We start from the raw sequence: 20653 nt of genomic DNA, 5'->3' as shown, positions 1-20653 counted from the left end.
GCATCATCTACAGTGACCCTCGTCAGCAGCGGTGGCAGCAAGGAAGGCATATACCTATGATCTTAAAGACCTCGAAGAGTTCGAACTTAAACTTCAGACTCCGCACGGTGTTGCTCTCGCTCGCCCTCATTTCGATGGCAGCAGCCGTGCCCAATCAAGCTCAGGCCCAGCTCACAACGCCCTTCGTCAAGCAGCACATCTACTCCGAGACCGCGAACCCCACCGCCGACATCGCCGCCGCGCTCACAAAGGCCCGCGCCGAGCACAAGCGCGTCATCCTCGACTTCGGCGGTGACTGGTGCCCCGACTGCCAGGTCCTCGACATCTATTTCCGCCAGCAGCCCAACGCGGACCTTCTTGCCAAACACTTCATCGTGGTCCACGTCTACATCGGCCACATGGACCTGAACCTCGACATCCCCAAAAAATATGGTGTGCCGATCAACAAGGGAGTTCCGGCGCTCGCCGTCATCGACGCCCACGGCAAGCTGCTCTACTCCCAGCAGACGGGCCAGTTCGAGAACATGCGCAACATGAGCTCCAGTGATGTGACCGCGTTCCTCAACCAGTGGAAGGCCTGATTCAGCGAACTACTCTCCTTGCACCGCGCGGGCGCCAATCTTGAGAAGATTTCGTCGCATCTCCTCCGTCTTCCATCGCACGCTGCTCAGCGTAGTGGAGCACGACTGCTTCAACGTCGCACAGTCGGCGGCCTATTCCGCGATGATCTCGCTCTTTCCCGCGCTCATCATCGCCGCCGCCTTTATCGGCTTTCTGCCGGATATGGCCCCGCTCCGCTTTCAACTCGCTCAGTTCTTCAACAGCATCCTGCCCTCTGACGTCACTCCGATCCTCGAAAGCTACTTCGCCACCACCCATCACAGTCCCAAATCCGTCCAGGCAATCATCATCGGCATCTTGGTCAGCGTCACCGGGGCCTCCAGTGTCATCGCCACCTTCATGGAAGGCTTTCGCCGCGCCCACAATCTTCCCGACGACTGCTGGACCTTCTGGCAGCGCCGCATCCGCGCCTTCGCGCTGGTCCCTCTTTCGCTGATTCCTCTTGCGATCGCCAGCCTGCTCATCGTCTTCGGTCACTTCATCGTCGCCACATGGATGGCGATGCACATCATGCCTTCCATCCGCACCCCGGTTTATGTCATGGCCCTTATCATCCGCTGGGTGATTGCCTTCGCGAGCAGCATCGGCATCATCGCTCTCATCTATCACATGGGAACGCCCATGCGGCAGTCCTGGAAACGCACCATCCCCGGAGCGGTCCTAGCCACCGCCATGTGGTTCCTCACCACGCTGGCCTTCGGCTGGTATGTCACCCGTTTCGCCAACTACTCCCAGGTCTACGGTTCGCTCGGCGCGGGCATCGCATTGCTCTTCTGGCTCTATATCATCTCGCTCAGCGTTCTCTGCGGAGCGGAGTTCAACGCGCAGTGCAACACACATTTTTTCCCCTCTGTTCCAACTCATTCAACCCTTTCAAGCGCACAGACCCCTCCCACCGGGTAAAATTGCCCTCGGTAGCAAAACTCACTGGTCATACCTTGCGGTTCACCGCGGGGTAGAAAGAATGCGGCAAACGATTTCATGACGACTTCTCCAAATCCCCTCCCGAACGACCCCTCATTTATCGGAACCGAGCGCCTCCGCCGTGCCAAGATCGTCGCTACCCTCGGGCCTGCCTCCAGCACTCCCGAAGTCTTCCGCAAGCTCGTCCGGGCCGGACTCGACGTCGCCCGCCTCAACTTCTCCCACGGCAGCCACGCCCAGAAGGCCGAGCTGATCAAGATGGTCCGCAAGGTCGCCCGCGAAGAGGGCAAGCCTATCTGCATCCTCGCCGACCTGCAGGGGCCGAAGATCCGCACCGGCAAGCTCAAGGGCCACAAGGCCGTCCAGCTCATTGCGGGCAAGCGCCTCACCATCACCCCGCGCGAGATCGAAGGCACCGCCGCCCTCGTCGGCACGACCTTCAAGACGCTCGCCGAAAACCTCGAACCCGGCTCCCGCATCCTCCTCTCCGACGGCCTCATCGAGCTGCGCGTCGAGCAGGTCAAAGGCTTAGACGTAGTCTGCGAGATCATCAACGGCGGCACCCTCGGCGAGAACAAGGGCATCAACCTCCCCGGCATCCCCGTCAAGGTTCCTTCGCTCACCGAAAAGGACGAAGAAGACCTCATCTTCGCCGTCGCGCAAGGGGTGGACACGGTGGCCGTCTCCTTCGTTCGCACCGCTGACGATGTTCGTCACGTCAAGAACCGCCTCGCTGCGCTCAAGTCCGACGCCTGGATCATCGCCAAGCTCGAAAAGCCGCAGGCTATCGAGCACCTCGACAGCATCCTCGAAGTAACCGACGCCATCATGGTCGCTCGCGGCGATCTCGGCGTCGAAGTTCCCCCCGAAAAAGTCCCGGCCATTCAGAAGCACATCATCCGCCGCGCCGCCGAGTATCGGAAGCCCGTCATCACGGCGACGCAGATGCTCGAATCGATGATCGACAACCCGCGTCCCACCCGCGCCGAGGCCTCTGACGTAGCCAACGCCATCTACGACGGCACCGACGCCGTCATGCTCTCAGCCGAAAGCGCCGCCGGCAAGTATCCCGTCGAGTCTGTCGCCATGATGGCCAAGATCGTCACCGAGACCGAGCACCAGATCCGCCTCGATCCTCGTCCCGCTCTCGGCCGCTCGCACAGCGTCCGCCTCTCCATTGCTGAGACCATCTGCGAGTGTATGTCGCACGCGGCGGACGATCTCGACGTAGCCGCCATCGCCATCTTCACCGAGACCGGCATGACCGCGCGCCTGCTCTCGAAGTACCACCCCGAGCCGCCCATCTTTGCTCTCTCGCCCTTCGAGAAGGTCATCAATCGCTCCATGCTGCTCTGGGGCACCTACCCGATCCTCTGCGACCGCTTCCGCGACACCGACAAGCTCGTCAACATGGCAGAAGAGGTCCTCGAAAAAGGTGGCCACGTTCAGCCTCGCCAGATCGTAGGCATCGTCGCCGGAACCCGCACCAAGTCCGGCGCAACCAACTTCATGCGTCTGCACATGGTAGGCGACCGCGATACGACAACCCCATCGCGAAAGACAGGCAAGAAAAAATCCACCAAGACGAGCAAGAAGAAATAGTAAGGTCACTGTCTCCTGGCTGATTACACTTTACGAACTCAGCCGAGACATTAACAATAAAGAGCCGCTTCGATATCGAGGCGGCTCTTCTAATTTGCACAACTGCAACTAGACAGCGATTCGTCGCCGAACCATTCCTGCCAATCCGAGGATGCCCGTTCCCAATAGCGCAATCGAGCTCGGCTCAGGGACAGTTGAAACTGCCGCAGGCGTGATGCTGATCGGAGACGTCTGCGCCTCGACCACCAAGCCATTCGCGAAACCAAACAATGTTTGCTGATATTGCGACGGAACCCCCAAAAATAGGTTTACATCGACGCCGTTGGAAAGTTGATAGGAAACACCTGCATTGTCCAGCGAAGCAGAGCTGTCTCCATTTGCGAAGAACAGCAAATTGTCATTGAATCCATAGCTGCCCGGCGACAGGACGCCGGAAATTACCTGGCCATCCGTAGTTCCAGTAACTCCAGTGATCAGAAATTCACCGGATGTACTCGTAGCTTGCGCGTCGAATTGCCCAACTCCCGAGAAAGGTGTCCCGGGAATACCGCTGACACTGCTATTCCCTGCAAAGCTGAAATTGAACGTATCGGCAAACATGGGAGTGGATGCCATCGCTGCTAATGCGAGGCCACAGATGAGTACACTATATTTTTTCATAATTCTCCTGGGATGATCTAGTCGTACCTACTCGGTACGCCACAATCCATGGGAGAGATTTGTAAGATTGATTATTTCATCAAAGAATAAAAAAATAATCCCTTAGTTATGCAGTAGTTTGCATAACTAAGGGAAGTTACTTTCTACTTTGCAATGTAATTAGTCTTACAAGTGCCTTACCGAGTTACTTGTACTCCGCAGCAAACCGATCCGCAGCTTGGTTCATCTCTTCCGCCGAAGCAGCATGAGAGAACAGAATCACCCGATACTTGAAAGTCGCGCTCTGCCCTTTGTCGATGGTGAAATCAAACGCCGACTGAGTCGGATCGAAGATCTTCCTCCCCAGCGGGTTCGCCGCAAACAATCCATATCCGCGAGCATGCCAGTAAGTCGGATAGCCCGGGTTCGTCGGGTTATCGATAATCGCAACCGTCTCCGTCTTTCCATCCGCGTTTGTGCCAGTCAACTCACACCAGCGCCCACGCGTCGACCAGACGGCATCGCCCTTCTTGCCTTCACTGGTTAGATAGACTCCGGTCGCACCAGCAGTATCTCCTGCATCAACCTTCGTCGGACGTCCATTGGCATCGGAAAAGATTCCGCCCTTCTCCGTTGCCGACTCCAGAAAATGCGCGACCCGGATTCCGAGCACGCCTTCCTTGTCGTCGTTGAAGACCACCTTGTCCAGCGCATGAAGCGTGGTGATGAAATCGATCACCCGCTCATCGTCATGCTGCGAAAACACATAGCGCGTCGTCTCGTTGATGATCTTCTGGTCCTTGCCCGTAACCCAGACCGAATCGACCGTCAGCTCGCCGCGATCGCGTCCGCTCTTCGCAGACACGATCTTCTCCTGGTAAATGCTGCCCATCTTCTCGCGGTTCTCCGGCTTGATCGCGTCGGAGTTGTTCCAGAAGTCGAAGCCATTCACATTGCCATAGTTGAACCACAAACCCGCATGGTGCGGATGGTCCACGCGCTCTCCCGCCCGCGGATCGAGCGGATATCCGCGCGTCACCGTCACGCCATCCGCCGCGATCAGCGGAAACAGCACCGGCTTCTTCAGCGTCGTCGGCCACACGTACGAGGTGAACGGCTTGCCATCGATGGTGACATCGACGCGCCGCCCGGCCTGGTTCTTCGTGACCTTAACGCCGTGCCCTGCATCCCTGGCAAAAACCTGGGCCGAGCTTCCCAATCCAACCATAGCCATCACGCCGCACAAGACCAGCTTATGCATGGACCTTTCCTCCCGCCATCACCTGCTGCGTCTTGTCGTCGAAGGTCACCTTCTCCCCCGTCTGGATGGCGGCAATATTCATGCACAGCGCGATCGAGTGGCTATATCCGGCCTCGATGTCCGCATTCGGCGTCTTGCGCGACCGCACGCACTCCATCCAGTTGCGCATGTTCGCTGAGGTCTCGGCATCGACATGCGTGCCAAGGCCTGTCTCCATCGCCTCTGCCTTCTCTACCAGCGGAAAGCTGGGCAGAAGGTTGGCCTGCATCTTCATCTCCTCTGCCGACTTCGCTGTCAGGCCGCCCGTCGGAGTCACCGTCTGTTTCGACATATCCAGCATGCCGCCGTTCGAATAGTAGAGCTCCTTCACTCCGCCAGCCGAGTTGGTAAAGCGTGAGGTGTACTGCACCTGAAATCCCTTGGTCAGATCGTCGAGCGGGCCATAGTCGAAGACTGCCGTCATCGTGTCCCAGTTCTTGCGGCCGTCCTTCCATAGATAAATGCCGCCATTGGCCACAACGCTGCGCGGGTGCGGCAATCCGCTGAACCAGTGCACGGTATCGATCTGGTGCACCAGCCACTGGTCGGGAATCCCCGAGGAGTACGGCCAGAACAGACGGAACTCAAGATACTTCCGCGCATCGAACGGCTCATAAGGGCGGTTCATCAGATAGCGCTTCCAGTCCGTGTCCTGCTCCTTCAGAAGAGGCACAACGTCCGGCCTGCGCCACCGTCCCGGCTGGTTCACGTTCCACGTCATCTCCACCATCACGATGTCGCCGAACTTGCCCGACTTGATGTACTCCGCCGCCTTCATATAGCTGGGAGTGCTGCGCCGCTGCGTGCCCACCTGCACAATCTTGCCCGTCTTATGCACGGCTGCCCGAAACAGCCGAGCATCTTCCATCGTGTGAGCCGTCGGCTTCTCGACATAGGCATCACGCCCTGCGTTCACAGCCTCTGTACCATGCCGCGCATGTTGAAAGTCAGCCGTCGCCACCAGAACGGCATCGATGTCCTTGCGCGCATAAAGCTCGTCGTTGTTCCGCACCGACGCGATCTGGTTGCCGCTCAGCTTCTGAATATAGGCAGCGCCCTCCTCCCGACGCCGGTTCCAGATATCGGACACCGCAACGATCTCGAAGTTCTTGTCCTTCGCATTTTCCTGAAACGCAGGAATCAGGGCGCCCTTCATTCGGTCGCCGCAGCCCACGATGCCGACCTTTACCCGGTCATTCGCGCCCACGATGCTCGCGTAGCTGGTCGCATTCCATGAGACGGCCGTAGCCGCCAGCGCCGAGCTGCCTATCTTCAAAAAAATTCTGCGGTTAGTGTCCTGCGATGCCATGCGTAATCTCCTCGATGTGGTCATACCGTTTCCAGCCAGAAAATAGACTCGCGGAAAATCATCGAGTCTCTCAGCCAGCGAAGTGTACATAACTTATAAGTGGTCTGGCCACTATTTCGATCTTTATTCGAACTAATTATCGAAGGAGCAATAAATTCCAGATGCCTCGAGACAAATGTGCTGGTTTTGGGCATCATCCCCGCGCAAAGGAATTGTCAGGGATAAAAAGTGAGCAAAAAAGTGCACACCTGGGAAAACATGTGCGCATGGAGAACCGTTCAAATAAAAGAAAGCGGTATTTATGGGGAATTTCTTCAAACTGCGCTCCATCAAAGTTTGGCGACCCAAATGCTTACTCACTGATCGTTGACAACGATTTGTACCTATCTCTTTTTGAAGGACTCTCAATGCTCTCTCTGCCTGGAACTCTCCGGACCCGTAAAGCAACCATCCTCAAGGCCACTTTCCTTACCCTCTGTGCTGCCGTTCTTACCCTGGTTGTGCCGGCCACGCTGCACGCCTCGCCTATCACCTACGATCTGACCCTCACGCCCGGCGCCGGTTCACTCTATGGCGGTACAGGAACGATCACGCTCAACAGCGCCGTGCCCTCAACCGGACAGGTGGACTATACCCAGGCCAACGGCGGCCTGCTCGACGTGACCTTCAACATCGATGGCCAGAACTTCTCGCTCGCCGGGGCGACCGGAACCACCCTCGTGCGCTTCCTCAACGGTGAGCTCAACGACGTCACCTTTGCGGAGACCATCGGAACGACGCCTGCACGCTTCACTCTCGATTCGACCGGAGGCTACGCCTTCTACTACAACGACGGGCAGGCAGCCTCCTACGGAAGCTTCACCGTCACCGGCACCTCCGGCTCTTCACCGTCTCCTGTTCCCGAGCCTTCGTCGCTTCTGCTGTTCGCCACCGGCCTTATCGCAGCGGCAGGCCTGCTCTACTTCCGCATGGGCGCGCAAACCGCCAGCCCAGAGAGCTGCTAACGAGATCTCATCCAGGCCGCAACAGGCCTGATGAGTTGCAGTACCTGTAGAAACTTTGCGCATGGCCGCCTCTCATGGAGGCGGCCATTTTTTATTCCCTCACCCTCAAATCCGCCACATGCAAATTGTCATGCTGAGCGGAGCGCAGCGAAGTCGAAGGATCTGCGGTTTATTCAGTTGCCAACTCCACTCAGAACGGGAAAGAACCTCGAACTTCAACGACGCCAGCGGGATTCACACGCCCTGCTCCCGTACAATCGCATTCTATGGGTCGTATCCGCATCCTCTCTGACTTGGTAGCCAACCAGATAGCTGCCGGAGAAGTCGTCGAGCGCCCCGCCTCCGTCGCTAAAGAGCTGCTCGAAAACTCCATCGACGCCGGTGCCACCCGCATCCGCATCGAGGTTGAAGCCGGTGGCCGCAAGCTCATCCGCATCGCCGACAACGGCCATGGCATGGTCAAGGATGACGCTCTGCTCGCCTTCGAGCGCCACGCCACCTCAAAGCTCCGCACCTCCGACGACCTGCTCTCCATCTCCACCCTCGGTTTCCGCGGCGAAGCGCTGCCTAGCATCGCCAGCGTCTCCCGCCTCATCCTCGAAACCCGCGCCCCCGAAGAAGACTCCGGCACTCTCGTCGAGATCGCCGGAGGCAACATCCTTCGCGTCGAAGAGGCTGGCCTTCCCGCCGGAACCACCATCACCATCCGCGACCTCTTCTTCAACACTCCCGCCCGTCGCAAATTCCTCCGCTCCGAGCAGACCGAGCTCTCGCACATCGCTTCTCTGGTCACGAACTACGCGCTCGCCCACCCCACCAAACACTTCGAGCTGCACAACACCACGCAAGCCCTCCTGATCGCGCCAGCCGTCAGCAACAGCGCCGACCGCCTCTTCCAGATCTTTGGCCGCGAGACCTCCGGCCTCATGCTCTCCACCACCGCCGAGATGGACTTCACCCGCGCCGGTCTGCCCGAGCCGCCACCCTGGAAGCGCGAGCAGGACTACACGCCGCCCGATCCCGGCTATCTCCGCATCACCGGCTTCGTCTCCAAGCCCGAGCTGCAAAAGCTCAACCGCAACTCCGTCTACGTCTTCGTCAACCATCGCCTCGTGCGCGACAAGCTCGTCCTGCACGCGCTCAACGAGGCCTACCGCAACATTATCCCGCCAACTTCATTCCCGGTCGTCCTCCTCTTCCTGGAAATGCCACCCCAAGAGGTAGATGTCAACGTCCATCCCGCGAAGACTGAAGTTCGCTTCCGCCAGTCGAGCTTCGTGCACGACTTCATCCGCGACACCGTTCGCACCACGCTCATGCAGAGCCGCCCTGTAGCCAGCTTCGCCGCCGCGCTGCACAACACACCCCACGCCAGCGCCTCGCTGCTCCTCGACGTAAGCCCCATGAGTAACGGCCCATCACAGCCCGTCTTCGAACCGCAGTCCGAAGCAGATCCCACCGCATCCGACATCGCGCCCTTCAACCTCGCCGCTCCACAAGTCCCAGAATCCCCCGGCAGCCTCGCCTTCCCTGAAGCCCAAATCCCCGTAGGCTACGAAGGCGAGGCATCGCCCAACGAAAACGAAACCCTCAACGCCCTCGCCACGCTGAAGCCCCTCGGCCAGCTCCGCGACTCGTTCATCCTCGCCGTCAACGACGAGGGCCTATGGATCGTAGACCAGCACGTAGCCCACGAGCGCGTCCTCTTCGAAAAGATCCTCCGCGCCCGCGACACGGAGAGCGTCCAGCGCCAACGCCTGCTGATGCCTGTCCTGATCGATCTTCTCCCCGCGCAGATGGTCTCCTTCGCGCGCCTCGCCGACGAGCTGGACCGCAACGGCTTCGAGGCCGAGCCCTTCGGCCCCAACACCATCGCCATCAAGGCCGCGCCAGTGGGCCTCGAAGGCAGGGAACTGGAGCGCATGTTGGAAGAGGTCCTCGCCGTCCCAGACCGAGAGCAGCAAACCGAGAACTCCGAGACCCGTCGCCGCCGCATTGCCGCCAGCATCGCCTGCCACGCTGCCATCAAGATCAACACGCCTCTCGAACCCGTCAAAATCGACTGGCTGCTCGCCGAGCTAGGAAAAACCGAGCATCCCACCAGCTGCCCCCACGGCCGCCCCATCGCCCTTCGCTACTCCCACAAAGACATTGCCAAAGCCTTCCAGCGCATCTAGGTCAAATCCGGTGACGGCATAGAAGAAAGCTTCTCGCTCCAACCGCCAGGAATAGGGCTAGCTCCCAACTTTTCACCACGGTTTTAGGGTATTCTTGAAGCAGCGGCAGGGACTTCAACCCAACTGAATCATGCTGTTCCATCGACCCATCAGAATTATCCTCGTTCAGCCCAGGCTGAACGATTGCTGCGTGCGGTAGCTTCGCCCAGCAGGAAGGCAACACCTTGAGTAACCTAAGCAACTCCACGGCCGACCAGCTCGCCGCCGCCCGCCTCACCCATTGGCACCAGGACGCCCAGCCCATTCTCACCATCAACATGCTCCGGGACTGGCTCAATACCTCTGGCCTGGTCCTCTACACTCCCCGCGCCCAGCAGATTCCGTCCCCTGCGCCGTCCTTCGTCGAGGCCATCCTCGGCACCCCCAACGTCGCGCCCACGCTGGCCGAGACCGACGAACCCCGCAGCCTGCTCGCCCGCCTCATCGCCGATGGAGGAGCCGTTCCCCTCAACCTGCTCGGCAACCCGACAGGCACCGGCACCGAGACTCCCGACTTCATCGTCTCTCCCCTCGCTTTCCCCTACATCTTCACTCTCCGCGGCGACAAGGCCTGGAAGCAGCCCCCCACCACCAGCGGCCCCGCCAAAGTTTCCCCACTCGCTCTGGCCACCTACAACGTTTTGGTGGAGCGCATCACCATGAGCGCCTACGACCTGGCCACGCAGCTCGGCAAAGAGGTCACCGAGGCCGCCGTTCTCCGCGCCCTCACCGAACTCTGGCAGCACCTCCGCGTCCTCCCCATTCCGCAGCCTGACGGCGCGGCGACTCTCTGGGAGCTGACCACCACCCGCTTCACCAAGCAGATCAAGGCCGGAGCCAACGCAGGCCAGCCCACTGCACTCTCGGCGCTTACCTCGCTCTATCTCGGTCAGGCCATCGTCGCAACCGAGGACGATGTCGAAACCTTCCTCTCGCCCGTTGCCTCTCGCTCACGCATCCGCGACGTGGTGCACGCGCTCATGTCGGCGCGCCAGCTTGAGACCATCGCCATCGAAGGCCGCACCGTCCTCCACGTCAACGGAGACCTCCCCGACTTCCTCGCCATCGCCTCACCCGCGCCCGATGCTGACGACGCCAACACATTCGCCGCCGCCGCCGAAGCTGAAGGCGGAACGGAAACGGGCTCCGACGCCCGTATTAAAAAGTTCGTCCCCAAACCCCGCAAGGTCGGCACCGGATATATCACCAAGCCGTCCGAAAGTTCCAGCCGCGAGCGTCGTCCTTTCACCCGCGAGTCCAACCGCCCCGACCGTCCCAGCTTCACCAAGCCCTGGGCAGAAGAGAAGGCGGACCGCCTCGCTGCCTCGCGCACACCCTCGACCGTAAGTGACGAAGGCAGAGCAGGCGACAGCACCAACCAGGACACACCCCGCCCCTACCCCCGCAAGCCCAGCTTCGACCGGGAAGGGAAGCGCCCTGCCTTTGGAGCAAGGCCGTCCTTTGGCAACAAGCCAGCTTTCCGCAGCGACCGTCCCAGCAGCAGACCGCCGTTCCCTCGCGACAGTGCATCAGGCGACACCCGTCCGCCGCGCAGTACCTTCTCCAAGCCCGGAACCTTTGACCGCAAGCGTGAAGGCTTCGCTGGAAAATCCTTCGACCGCACTGACAGCCGCCCACCCCGCCGCGATTTCGGAGACTCCCGTCCGCCGCGTCGTGACTTCGGCGATTCGCGCCCCCCTCGCCGAGAGTTCACCCCCCGCCCCGAGGGCGGTAGCGACAGCCGTCCACCGCGTCGAACCTTTGGTGACAAACCGTCCTTTAGTGGTCCGCGCACCCCCGGCAGCTTCAGCCCCCGTCCTCCCCGCGAAGGCGGAGCAGGTCCCTCCCGCTTCGGCGGCAAGCCGAGCTTCTCCCGCGACCGCGATGACCGTGGCGGCGAGCGAAGTGGCCGAGGCGAGCGCCCAAGCGGGCCGCCCTTCCGCAAATTCGACGCACCCCGTGGCGACCGCCCTGCGCGTTCCTTCTCAGATCGTCCTGCTTCCGACCGTCCGACGCGCTCTTTCTCAGACCGCCCAGATCGTCCGGCGCGTCCCTTCTCCTCCGACCGTCCTGCTCGCCCCAGCCGTCCTTTCTCCTCGGACCGTGGCGACCGTCCGGCGCGTCCTTTTTCTTCTGATCGCCCCGCCCGTCCTTATTCCTCAGATCGTGGCGAGCGCCCCAGCCGTCCAGCTCGTCCTGAAGGTTCAGGCAGCTACGCAGGCAAGCCGTCCGGTGGCTTCGGAGCGAAAAAGCCCTACGGCAAATCCTCCGGCGGCTACGCCGGTAAATCCAGCGGCGGCAGCTTCGCCGGCAAAAAGCCCTACGGCAAATCCGCGGGGGACAGCGGAAAACCTGCCAACACCTTTGACAAGTTCAAGGGCAACAAAAAACCCTTTGGCAAACGGGCTCCTGCGCGTAAATTCAAACCTGAAAAAGGTGCATCCGCCGAATGACGCAATCTCGCACCACCCCGCAGCCTGAGCCCAGCAAACGCCAGCGGCCCGTCATCGCCATCGACGGCCCCGCTGGCGCGGGCAAAAGTACCCTCGCCGCCCATCTCGCGCGCCGCTTCGGCTTTCTCAACCTCGAAACCGGAGCCATGTATCGCGCTCTCGCGCTCAAGGCCATCGAAAACGACTTCGCCTTCGACGAAGAGGCTCCCCTGCTCGACCTGGCCAGCCACACCCGCATCACGCTCGAACCCCAGGCAGAAGGCAACCGCGTCCTGCTCGACAGTATCGACGTCTCCCGCCGCATCCGCGAGCAGGACGTCACCTCCGCCGCCTCGCAGATCTCCATTCATCACAACCTCCGCGCCTGGATGGTCCTCCAGCAGCGCGCCCTCGGCCAGCAGGGCGGGGTCGTCATGGAAGGCCGCGACATCGGTACCGCTGTCTTTCCCGATGCCGAAGTAAAGATCTTTCTCGACGCCGCACCCGAGGTCCGCGGCAACCGCCGCTTCCGCCAGACCGTCCCTACCGAATCCCCCACCATTCGGCAGAACTCAGACCGTCAAAGCCCCGAACCACAATCTGCCGAGCAGCAGCGCTCCGCCGAAGAAGCCATCCTCCGCGACCTTAAAGAGCGCGACTACCGCGACCGCCATCGCGCCGAATCGCCGCTCCAGCCCGCTGCCGACGCGGTCATTCTGGACTCCACCGCCATGACCCTCGAAGAGGTCCTGAAACGGGCCGAAGAGATCGTCCACGCCCATCTTCCAGCCGATAAATAGCTTTGTTTGCCTCATCAAAAGGACTGCACCGAAACTAGTGCAACCAAACTATTTATCTCTTTTCGCCAAAAAAACTTGCAGGATGTGCTAACCTTCACACATCGTTTGAAACAGATTGGTTTTCTGCAGCGCTAGCCAATGTAAGAACCCCGATTTGGATCTACGGAATTCAATAGCAGCACAAGGAAAGAAGCAATGGAACAGGGAACAGTGAAGTGGTTTAACGATGCAAAGGGGTTTGGCTTTATCAGCCGTCAGAACGGCGAGGATGTATTCGTACACTACTCGGCGATCAATTCAAACGGTTTCAAAAGCCTTCAGGAAGGCCAGGCCGTACAATTCAACGTGGTCAAGGGACCCAAGGGATGGCAGGCGTCTGACGTCCAGCCTCTCTAGTCTTTAGAGACACCACAGCAACAAAAAGATTTGCGAAGGGGACGGCTCAGGCTGTCCCCTTCCGCGTTTAAGCTCCGGGCTATCCAGAAGAGACAAAACAAAGCCCCATCTCGCAGGAGACGGGGCTTTGTCCAACGAAGAAAAGCTAAACTCCAAAAGCAAGATCGAGCAAAGTCTTCTCTTCCATATCGTGGGCCTTGGCCGATCCGGTGGCTGGTGTCGCACTTGGGCTGCGCTTTACGCTCAGCACCGCGCGGTCGCCGGCAAGACGCCGCAGCAGAGGCATCACATACGTCAGTGGGCCCATGTTCGCCGGCTCCTCCTGCACCCAGACGATCTCCTCGGCTCCGGGATGCTGATCGAGCGCAGCCTGCAACTCATCCTTCGGCCACGGATAAAGCTGTTCGACAAAGATGATGCCGACGCCCATGTCCTTGCGCTTCGCCCGCTCCATCCGCAGGTTGTGCCCGACCTTGCCGCTGCAAACCAGCAGCCGCCGCGGATTCACCACTTCATTGTCCGGTAGCACATCCTGATACTTATCCTTGGCGAAGTCAGCGAGTGACGAAGAGGCGTCCGGGTGCCGCAACATGCTCTTCGGCGTAAACACGATCAGCGGCTTGCGCCACGGCCGCATCACCTGACGCCGCAGCAGGTGGAAGTACTGCGCCGCCGTCGAGGGCTGGCAGATCTGCATATTGTCGTTCGCCGCCAGTTGCAGATAGCGCTCGATGCGCGCGCTCGAGTGCTCCGGCCCCTGTCCTTCGTAGCCGTGCGGCAGCAGCATCACGATGCCTGAGAGCAGACCCCACTTCATCTCGCTCGACGCGATGAACTGGTCGATGATGACCTGCGCGCCGTTGGCAAAGTCGCCGAACTGCGCCTCCCAAAGCACCAGTGCTTCGGGATAGTCACGCGCAAACCCATACTCGAAGCCGAGCACGGCAGCCTCAGAAAGCAGCGAGTTGTAGACCTCGAACCGTCCCTGATCTTTGCTCAGGTGCGACAGCGGCGAGTACTTCACCTCGGTCTCCGTATCCACCATCACCGAGTGGCGCTGGTTGAACGTTCCCCGCTGCGAGTCCTGCCCGGTCAACCGAACCAGCGTACCGGCTTCGAGCAGCGAGGCATACGCCACCAGTTCTGCCGTTCCATAGTCGAAGGGCTTTGCGCCAGCTCCCATCTCCACCCGCTGCTCGAAGAGCTTCTTCACCTTCGGATGAATATGGAAATCGCTCGGATATCTGGTCAGCGCAAGCACCAGTTCATTGACGCGCTCGCTCGAAAGGCCGGTCGAAACCTCGTCTTCCGGCGGCAGTTCGCCGCCCTTGTAGGCGTTCCAATAGTCGGGCATCGTGCGCAGCAGCGGCACATGTTCGGCCTTGGTTGCGGCCTTCTGGTCGTCGAGAAACTCCTGCTGAATCTGCTGCACCTCGCTCACTGGATCGACGCCGATGCGCTGCGCGTAAATCTGATAGAGCGGAGGATGGTCCTTGATGACGGCGTAACGGCGCGGCTGCGTGACCGTAGGATCATCAACCTCGCTGTGGCCATGGCGGCGATAGCCGATCAGGTCGACCACGACATCCGAGTGAAAGCGATGGCGAAAATCGGCGGCAATCGCAGCCACCCTGACCACGGCATCCGGATCTTCGGCGTTCACATGGAAGATGGGAATCGGCAGCCGCTTGGCAACGTCGGACGAGAAGCGCGACGAGTTCGACTCCTCGGGAATCGCGGTAAAGCCGAGCAGGTTGTTCACAATCACATGGATCGTGCCGCCGACGTTGTATCCATGCAGCGTTGCCATGTTCAGACACTCGGCAAGAATGCCCTGTCCTGCGAACGCAGCGTCGCCATGAATAATCAGCGGCAGCACGACGTCTTTGCCGCCCTTGCCGATGCGCTCCTGCTTGGCGCGCGCGCGTCCCAGAACGACAGGATCGACTGCTTCAAGATGGCTGGGATTCGATGCAAGATGCAGCGAGATGACCTCGCCCTTCGGAGAGCGGTATTCGCCGGTCGCGCCGATGTGGTACTTCACGTCGCCGCCGCCCATCGTGCTGCGCGGATCGACGTCTTCGAACTTGGTGAAGATCTCGGTTGCCTTGCGGCCGATGGTGTTGGTCATCACGTTCAGGCGGCCGCGATGGCTCATGCCCATCACGCTCTTCGTAACTCCATATCCAGCGCTGAGGGCGAGAACGCGATCGAGGAAGGGAATCAGGGCGGTCAGTCCTTCGAGCGAGAAGCGCTTCGTTCCCAGGTAGCGCGATTGAATGACCTGCTCGAAGATCTCGGCGCGGATCAGTTGCGTGAGGATGAGCTTCTGGTTGGCGGCAGGAGGTGTCCGCTCTATCTGGTCCTGCAGCCACTGCCGCTGCTCCGGGCTGGGAATGTGCATGAACTCGGCAGCGATGGTGCCGCAGTAAAACTTGCGCGCCTCTGCTGCGGCTTCGCCTTCGGGAGCAGGAGTTGGGAAGGGTTCGGGTGGAAGATACTGACCGAGTGGATCGAGGGAAGCTTGAAGATATCCCCAGCGGCGGAAGATATCGAAAACAGTCTCACGGTCTTGCTGTTCTACTGCGGAAGCCGGTGGGGTCACTACCCCTGCCTTGGTGGCCATTGCGTCCTCACTCCAGGTCTATTCGCGAAAGCGAAATTAACGTACTTCTTTTATGCTAGACCTTTCGGCGGCGCACCGCATCTACTTCATTCAATGTTGTGCGATACCCGACTATAAAGTTGCACTCTGTAACCAGGGTTGAAACTCCTCTTCGCCAAAGCCGAGCTCTTCGCTCCGGGTCTGCCTGCCCGAGGCCGTTGCCAGTATTGCTGCAAAGATCCTCAATCCAGCCTGCTGCACCGTCTCTTCACCGTCGATGATGGTGCCGCAGTTGATGTCCATATCGTCGGCCATCCGGTTGTAAAGAGGGGTGTTCGAGGCCAGCTTGATCGACGGGCTTGGCTTGCAGCCGAAGACCGAGCCGCGGCCCGTCGTGAAGCAGAGAAGATTCGCGCCGCTGGCGACCTGTCCGGTGGCTGAGACGGGATCGAAGCCGGGGGAATCCATGAAGACAAGTCCTTTTTTATGGACCGGCTCGGCGTAGCGGTAGACCTCGATCAGATTGGTGGTTCCGCCCTTCGAGATCGCTCCCAGAGATTTTTCGAGGATCGTCGTCAGGCCGCCAGTCTTGTTGCCGGGCTGGGGGTTGTTGTCGATGGAACCTTTGTGGCGAGCGGTGTACTCCTCCCACCAGTGGATGCGCTCGATCAGGCGTGCAGCGACGTCGGGGCTGGCGGAGCGCCGCGTAAGCAGATGTTCCGCCCCATAGATCTCAGGTGTCTCAGAGAGGATGGCCGTGCCTCCATTTTGAACGAGGAGATCGACAGCCGCTCCCAGAGCGGGGTTGGCGCTGATGCCGGAGTAAGCGTCGGAGCCGCCGCATTGAAGGCCGACCATCAGATTCGAAGCAGAGACAGTGGTGCGGCTGACCTGATTGGCCTGCTCCAGCATCTCCCCAACAGTGGCGATGCCGTGGCGGATGGCCGCAGCGGTGCCGCCCTCTTCCTGAATGGTGCTGGTGCGCAGGTTGGAGGAGCTTCCCGTCAGCGTAATCAGGCTGTCTATTTGGTTGGTCTCGCAGCCAAGGCCGAGCAGAAGGACAGCGGCGAAGTTAGTATGCGTGGCGTAGCCTGCGAAGACGCGGCGGAGCAGGTCTGCTGGCTCGCCGTGCTCGGCCATGCCGCAGCCGGTTCCATGGGTGATGGCGACCACGCCGTCTACATTGGGGTAGGCGCTGAGGACTTCAGGAGTGAAGTGGGCGGCGATGCGGCGGGCGACCGTGGCTGAGCAATTAACTGTAGTCAGAACACCGACATAGTTTCTAGTACCCACACGACCGTCGGCGCGAATGATCCCCTCGAAGGTGGCGGCCTGAGCGCGATCGACGAACTCGGTTGGATGAGCTTCTGTCCCGATGGAGTAGTCGCGCTCGAAGTTTCCGGTGATGAGGTTGTGGGTGTGAACGTGCTCGCCGACGGCGATGGGCTTGGTAGCGAAGCCTATGATTTGATTGAACTTGCGGATGGGGTGACCGACGGGGATAGCGTGCAGTGCGATCTTATGGCCAGCCGGAATATCAGAGAGGGCCGTGATCTTCAGTTCAGGAATGGAAGTGCTTGCATCGATAGGGTTAAGGGCGACGGCTACGTCGTCTGAGTTGCCGAGGATGAGCATCTTGGGCATGAACTTTTCTTTTTTCCTCAGCGCGACGACCGGGAGTGCGCAAAGCCGGATAAATGGTAAGACCACAAACTACTCTATTACAGATAGATCATCTCCCGGGAATTATCGCTGCGAGTGAGCGTTTTCAGGCATGGCAACTAAGATGGAAATATGGCGAGTCGCGCTTGGAGAATTCTGGTTTTGATAGCGGTTCTGGGATGGCTTGCTCCCGGAGCAACGGCGCACGCTACCCTGACAGGTAACCGGTATCCGGCTGTTTTTCAGGTTACATCTGGCCTCATCTCTCCGATATGTAACCTGCATGGCATTGTTTCTCTGGTTACATCCGAAGTTGCGCCCGGTGGGGCCGAAGAGCGTCCGCTCCCCGATATTTCTCAATTGATGCACGAGGTCGAGGAGAACGAGAAAACGGCGGAGGCAGTTCAGAAAGACTATCTCTACCATGCGGTAGATACGGTTCAGGAGGTAGATGGGCATGGCCGGGTAAAGAACACAGTGACGCGGGAGTTCGATGTGTTCTGGGTAGAAGGGGTGCCGGTACACAAGCTGACAAAGAAGGATGGGAAAGAGCTAAGCCCACAGGACCTGAAGAAACAGGACGAACGTATCAACAAGGAAGTCGCCAAGGCCAAGGAGCGGCTGGCGAAGGCCGATGCCAAGGGGAAACCGGCTGATCCTGATGGCAACGACGAGGTCACGGTATCGCGACTGCTTGAGCTGGGGAGCTTCAGCAATGCCCGGCGCGTGATGCTCAATGGGCGGAAGACCATCGCGGTGGACTATACGGGCGATCCCAAAGCTAAAACGCGGAACCGGCTGGAGGGTGTGATCCGCGATATGGCGGGAACGGTCTGGGTGGATGAAGAAGACCGCGCCATTGCAAGGCTGGAAGGACATTTTCTGGATACGTTCAAGATCGGTGCGGGGCTGGTGGCGAACATCCAGAAAGGCACGAGTTTTTCGCTGGAGCAGCGCAAGGTTAATGACGAGGTGTGGCTGCCGGTCGAGGCGAATGGGCGAGGAGCGGCGCGGATGCTTCTGCTCTTCAAATTCAATGGGACGTTTCGCGAGGTCGATTCGGGATATCGAAAGTTCAAGGTGACGAGTACGATTCTGCCGGGGATGGGGAAGCCGGTGGAGGGTCCGCGGTGAGAACTGTTTAGAAGGTTCCTTTGTTGTTTTCTATTCCTTCAATCCCCCTGCAGAACTCACGTCATCTCGACCGGAGCGCAGCGCAGCGGAGAGACCCCTGTATTTGCTCTTGTTTGTTTTTAGCGGCTCATCTTGAAAGAATCAGCGTTTGTTTCCGTGTGTTGTAGTTTTGAACTTGTTCCACAAAATACCGGCGGAAAGAATAGAACAGGCAACGGCAAAGGCAAAATATAGGGGTCTCTCCGCTGCGCTGCGCTCCGGTCGAGATGACGTGTCTTCGCTGAGAGAGAGACGCGCTATTCGTTGGGGTGGGTGATCTCTTTGGCGTAGATCTGGTGAGTGGTGCGGGGTGGCTCGGAGTCGCGGTGGAGGGAGCGGACGCGCTCGCGGATGGCCTCGTCGGCGGCGGTGACGCGCTCGCGGGAGCGGAGATAGTCGAGCCAGGACTCCATGACGAAGGTCTCATTGAGGTGCTCGGGGTTGGTGGCTTCGCGGTAGATGCCCCAGCGCAGCGCGCCGTCGCGGAGCCGGACGCCGCGTAGCTCGTGGATGGCGTGGGTGAACTCGGCGTAGTTCTCGGCGGGAACATTGTACTCGATCGAGATGCGAACGGGACCGGCGGAGTTGAGGTCGTCGGCTGGTTCGGAATCGAGGGCGGGGATGGGCTGCGGCGCGGGGCGCTGCCACTGGTAGGGAGTGTGATCGGGAACCGGGCCTTGCAGGATGTGAAAGCGGCTGACGATGGGAAGGGTGATGGCGAGTCCGGCAGCGGCGGTGGCAAGTGAGATGGGGGTGGAGGTGTGTTCGGCGAGCGCTCCCCAGAGGACAGAGCCGAGCGCCATGCCGCCCTGGAAGGTCATGAGGTAGGTGCCGAGGGCTCGGGCCTGCACCCACGCAGGCACGGCGAGCTGGACGGAGGTGTTCAGGGTCGAGAGGGTGCAGGTCCAGGCGAAGCCCGAGAAGATGAGGGCGATGATGATGAGCCAGGGAACATGCGCGAAGGCGAGGATGAGAAGGGTGACGACGTTGTAGAGGGTCGCGGCGATGATGATGCGGTCGGCGGAGAAGCGGCGACGGATGCGAGGCAACGTGGTGGCTCCGACGAGCGCGCCTACGCCGAGCGAGCCGTTGAGAATGCCATAGCCGAGCGCTCCCTGATGGAGGACGTGGCTGGCGACGACGGCGAGCAGCGCCCAGATGGCCGAGAGGAAGAAGGTGAAGGTAAAGGTGCGGACGAGCGCGGATTGCAGCTCGGGAGAGTAACGGACGTAGCGCAGGCCGGAGCGGATGGAGGCGGCGATGCGCTCGGAGGGAAGGGTGGATTTGAAGAGCGGGATGCGCTTCCAGTTGACCAGCACCCATATGACGGCGGCGTAGGAGACGGCATTCAGCAGGAAGACGGAGCCGGCGCCGCTGTCGATGCGCTTGAAGGCGGCGACCATCAAGCCGCCGAGAGCGGGGCCGACGGCGCGTGCGAGATTGTTGCTGGCGGAGTTGAGGGAGACGGTGTCGGGGATGAGTTCGCGGGGGACCAGCTCGGGGACGATGGCCTGCCATGCGGGATTGTTCATGGCGGAGCCGATGTTGAGCATGAAGGTGAGCGCGAGCAGCGTCCATGGCGAGACGTAGCCGAGGAAGGTGAGGATGGCGAGGAGGCTGACGGAGCCGAGCATCCAGGCCTGCCAGAAGATGAGTAGCTTGCGGCGGTCGAAGATGTCGGCGGTGGCACCGGCGAGAAGGCCGAGGATAAGGACAGGGAGGCTGGCCGCAGTCTGCATCAGCGCGATGAGCAGAGGCGAGGTGGTCAGCGAGGTCATGAACCAGGTACCCGCGGTGTCCTGCATCCATGTGCCGACGGAGGAGATGGTGCTGGCGATCCAGCGGTCGCGGAAGAGCGCGATGCGGAGGGGCGCGAAGCCGCTTGGTGTGGGAGCGGCGGCTGCTGTGGCCGGGCCGGTGTTTGGGGTTTCGAAGGGCATGAGGCGCTTGGGTTAGTTTACGGGTTGCTC

Annotated in this window: 15 protein-coding genes; 9 read left to right on the top strand and 6 right to left on the bottom strand. The window is 60.2% G+C overall.

Features of this window, described 5'->3' with window-relative positions; translation table 11 throughout:
• Positions 1-56 precede the first annotated feature (56 nt).
• From GSQ81_RS10505 to pyk, 3 genes are all read left to right on the top strand, one after another.
• Positions 57-581 (top strand): thioredoxin family protein, encoded by a 525-nt coding sequence (locus GSQ81_RS10505; protein WP_254060114.1) that lies wholly within the window; start codon positions 57-59, stop codon positions 579-581.
• Positions 582-621: 40 nt separating this feature from the next.
• Positions 622-1524: a YihY/virulence factor BrkB family protein gene (locus GSQ81_RS10500; protein WP_158910707.1), complete on the top strand. Its 903-nt coding sequence runs from the start codon at positions 622-624 to the stop codon at positions 1522-1524.
• 78 nt (positions 1525-1602) lie between these two features.
• Positions 1603-3147, top strand: a complete 1545-nt coding sequence (pyk, locus tag GSQ81_RS10495; protein ID WP_158910706.1) for a pyruvate kinase — start codon at positions 1603-1605, stop codon at positions 3145-3147.
• Positions 3148-3255: 108 nt separating this feature from the next.
• Here pyk and GSQ81_RS10490 read toward each other — a convergent pair whose 3' ends face one another.
• The 3 genes from GSQ81_RS10490 to GSQ81_RS10480 all read right to left on the bottom strand — a co-directional run bounded on the left by GSQ81_RS10490 (position 3256) and on the right by GSQ81_RS10480 (position 6395).
• The gene (locus tag GSQ81_RS10490; protein WP_158910705.1) at positions 3256-3807 is read right to left on the bottom strand and encodes a PEP-CTERM sorting domain-containing protein; all 552 of its coding nucleotides are present in this window, start codon (positions 3805-3807) and stop codon (positions 3256-3258) included.
• Positions 3808-3991: 184 nt separating this feature from the next.
• Entirely contained in the window at positions 3992-5047 is a 1056-nt protein-coding gene (locus GSQ81_RS10485; RefSeq protein ID WP_158910704.1) for a PmoA family protein, read from the bottom strand.
• The gene (locus GSQ81_RS10480; RefSeq protein ID WP_158910703.1) at positions 5040-6395 is read right to left on the bottom strand and encodes a Gfo/Idh/MocA family protein; all 1356 of its coding nucleotides are present in this window, start codon (positions 6393-6395) and stop codon (positions 5040-5042) included. The genes GSQ81_RS10485 and GSQ81_RS10480 overlap by 8 nt, the downstream gene beginning before the upstream one ends.
• Positions 6396-6802: 407 nt before the next feature.
• Here GSQ81_RS10480 and GSQ81_RS10475 point away from each other — a divergent pair, with 407 nt between their 5' ends.
• The 5 genes from GSQ81_RS10475 (at position 6803) to GSQ81_RS10455 (ending at position 13243) form a co-directional block, all read left to right on the top strand.
• Positions 6803-7399 carry a PEP-CTERM sorting domain-containing protein gene (locus GSQ81_RS10475; RefSeq protein ID WP_158910702.1) on the top strand — a complete coding sequence of 199 codons (597 nt, stop codon included), beginning with the start codon at positions 6803-6805 and terminating at the stop codon, positions 7397-7399.
• A gap of 266 nt (positions 7400-7665) precedes the next feature.
• Positions 7666-9576, top strand: a complete 1911-nt coding sequence (gene mutL / locus GSQ81_RS10470; RefSeq protein WP_158910701.1) for a DNA mismatch repair endonuclease MutL — start codon at positions 7666-7668, stop codon at positions 9574-9576.
• A 224-nt stretch (positions 9577-9800) separates the two neighbouring features.
• Positions 9801-12068: a hypothetical protein gene (locus tag GSQ81_RS10465; RefSeq protein ID WP_158910700.1), complete on the top strand. Its 2268-nt coding sequence runs from the start codon at positions 9801-9803 to the stop codon at positions 12066-12068.
• Positions 12065-12847, top strand: a complete 783-nt coding sequence (gene cmk, locus GSQ81_RS10460) for a (d)CMP kinase (RefSeq protein ID WP_158910699.1) — start codon at positions 12065-12067, stop codon at positions 12845-12847. Before GSQ81_RS10465 ends, cmk begins: the two co-directional genes overlap by 4 nt.
• 195 nt (positions 12848-13042) lie before the next feature.
• The gene (locus tag GSQ81_RS10455) at positions 13043-13243 is read left to right on the top strand and encodes a cold-shock protein (RefSeq protein ID WP_013581125.1); all 201 of its coding nucleotides are present in this window, start codon (positions 13043-13045) and stop codon (positions 13241-13243) included.
• 145 nt (positions 13244-13388) lie between these two features.
• Here the strand turns inward: GSQ81_RS10455 and GSQ81_RS10450 are convergent, their stop codons facing one another.
• Both GSQ81_RS10450 and GSQ81_RS10445 read right to left on the bottom strand, forming a co-directional pair.
• Positions 13389-15869 carry a 2-oxoglutarate dehydrogenase E1 component gene (locus GSQ81_RS10450; RefSeq protein WP_158910698.1) on the bottom strand — a complete coding sequence of 827 codons (2481 nt, stop codon included), beginning with the start codon at positions 15867-15869 and terminating at the stop codon, positions 13389-13391.
• 111 nt (positions 15870-15980) lie between these two features.
• Complete coding sequence (locus GSQ81_RS10445) at positions 15981-17492, bottom strand: UxaA family hydrolase (protein ID WP_158910697.1); 1512 nt, start codon at positions 17490-17492, stop codon at positions 15981-15983.
• A gap of 150 nt (positions 17493-17642) precedes the next feature.
• Between GSQ81_RS10445 and GSQ81_RS10440 the strand changes: the two genes are divergently transcribed.
• Positions 17643-18644: a hypothetical protein gene (locus GSQ81_RS10440; RefSeq protein ID WP_158910696.1), complete on the top strand. Its 1002-nt coding sequence runs from the start codon at positions 17643-17645 to the stop codon at positions 18642-18644.
• 296 nt (positions 18645-18940) lie between these two features.
• Here GSQ81_RS10440 and GSQ81_RS10435 read toward each other — a convergent pair whose 3' ends face one another.
• The gene (locus tag GSQ81_RS10435) at positions 18941-20623 is read right to left on the bottom strand and encodes an MFS transporter (RefSeq protein ID WP_158910695.1); all 1683 of its coding nucleotides are present in this window, start codon (positions 20621-20623) and stop codon (positions 18941-18943) included.
• Positions 20624-20653 lie beyond the last annotated feature (30 nt).

Origin of the sequence: Granulicella sp. L56, assembly GCF_009765835.1 — a bacterium.
Lineage (GTDB): Bacteria > Acidobacteriota > Terriglobia > Terriglobales > Acidobacteriaceae > Edaphobacter.
The sequence above is the reverse complement of the archived record's forward strand: the minus strand, read 5'-3'. Positions and strand labels throughout refer to the sequence as shown.

What these genes read in the sequence shown, in the direction of transcription:
- GSQ81_RS10505 (WP_254060114.1), top strand. Translation starts at nt 57, where the DNA reads ATGATCTTAAAGACCTCGAAGAGTTCGAACTTAAACTTCAGACTCCGC.
- pyk (WP_158910706.1), top strand. Translation starts at nt 1,603, where the DNA reads ATGACGACTTCTCCAAATCCCCTCCCGAACGACCCCTCATTTATCGGA.
- GSQ81_RS10490 (WP_158910705.1), bottom strand. Translation starts at nt 3,807, where the DNA reads ATGAAAAAATATAGTGTACTCATCTGTGGCCTCGCATTAGCAGCGATG.
- GSQ81_RS10485 (WP_158910704.1), bottom strand. Translation starts at nt 5,047, where the DNA reads ATGCATAAGCTGGTCTTGTGCGGCGTGATGGCTATGGTTGGATTGGGA.
- GSQ81_RS10480 (WP_158910703.1), bottom strand. Translation starts at nt 6,395, where the DNA reads ATGGCATCGCAGGACACTAACCGCAGAATTTTTTTGAAGATAGGCAGC.
- GSQ81_RS10475 (WP_158910702.1), top strand. Translation starts at nt 6,803, where the DNA reads ATGCTCTCTCTGCCTGGAACTCTCCGGACCCGTAAAGCAACCATCCTC.
- mutL (WP_158910701.1), top strand. Translation starts at nt 7,666, where the DNA reads ATGGGTCGTATCCGCATCCTCTCTGACTTGGTAGCCAACCAGATAGCT.
- cmk (WP_158910699.1), top strand. Translation starts at nt 12,065, where the DNA reads ATGACGCAATCTCGCACCACCCCGCAGCCTGAGCCCAGCAAACGCCAG.
- GSQ81_RS10455 (WP_013581125.1), top strand. Translation starts at nt 13,043, where the DNA reads ATGGAACAGGGAACAGTGAAGTGGTTTAACGATGCAAAGGGGTTTGGC.
- GSQ81_RS10450 (WP_158910698.1), bottom strand. Translation starts at nt 15,869, where the DNA reads ATGGCCACCAAGGCAGGGGTAGTGACCCCACCGGCTTCCGCAGTAGAA.
- GSQ81_RS10445 (WP_158910697.1), bottom strand. Translation starts at nt 17,492, where the DNA reads ATGCCCAAGATGCTCATCCTCGGCAACTCAGACGACGTAGCCGTCGCC.
- GSQ81_RS10440 (WP_158910696.1), top strand. Translation starts at nt 17,643, where the DNA reads ATGGCGAGTCGCGCTTGGAGAATTCTGGTTTTGATAGCGGTTCTGGGA.
- GSQ81_RS10435 (WP_158910695.1), bottom strand. Translation starts at nt 20,623, where the DNA reads ATGCCCTTCGAAACCCCAAACACCGGCCCGGCCACAGCAGCCGCCGCT.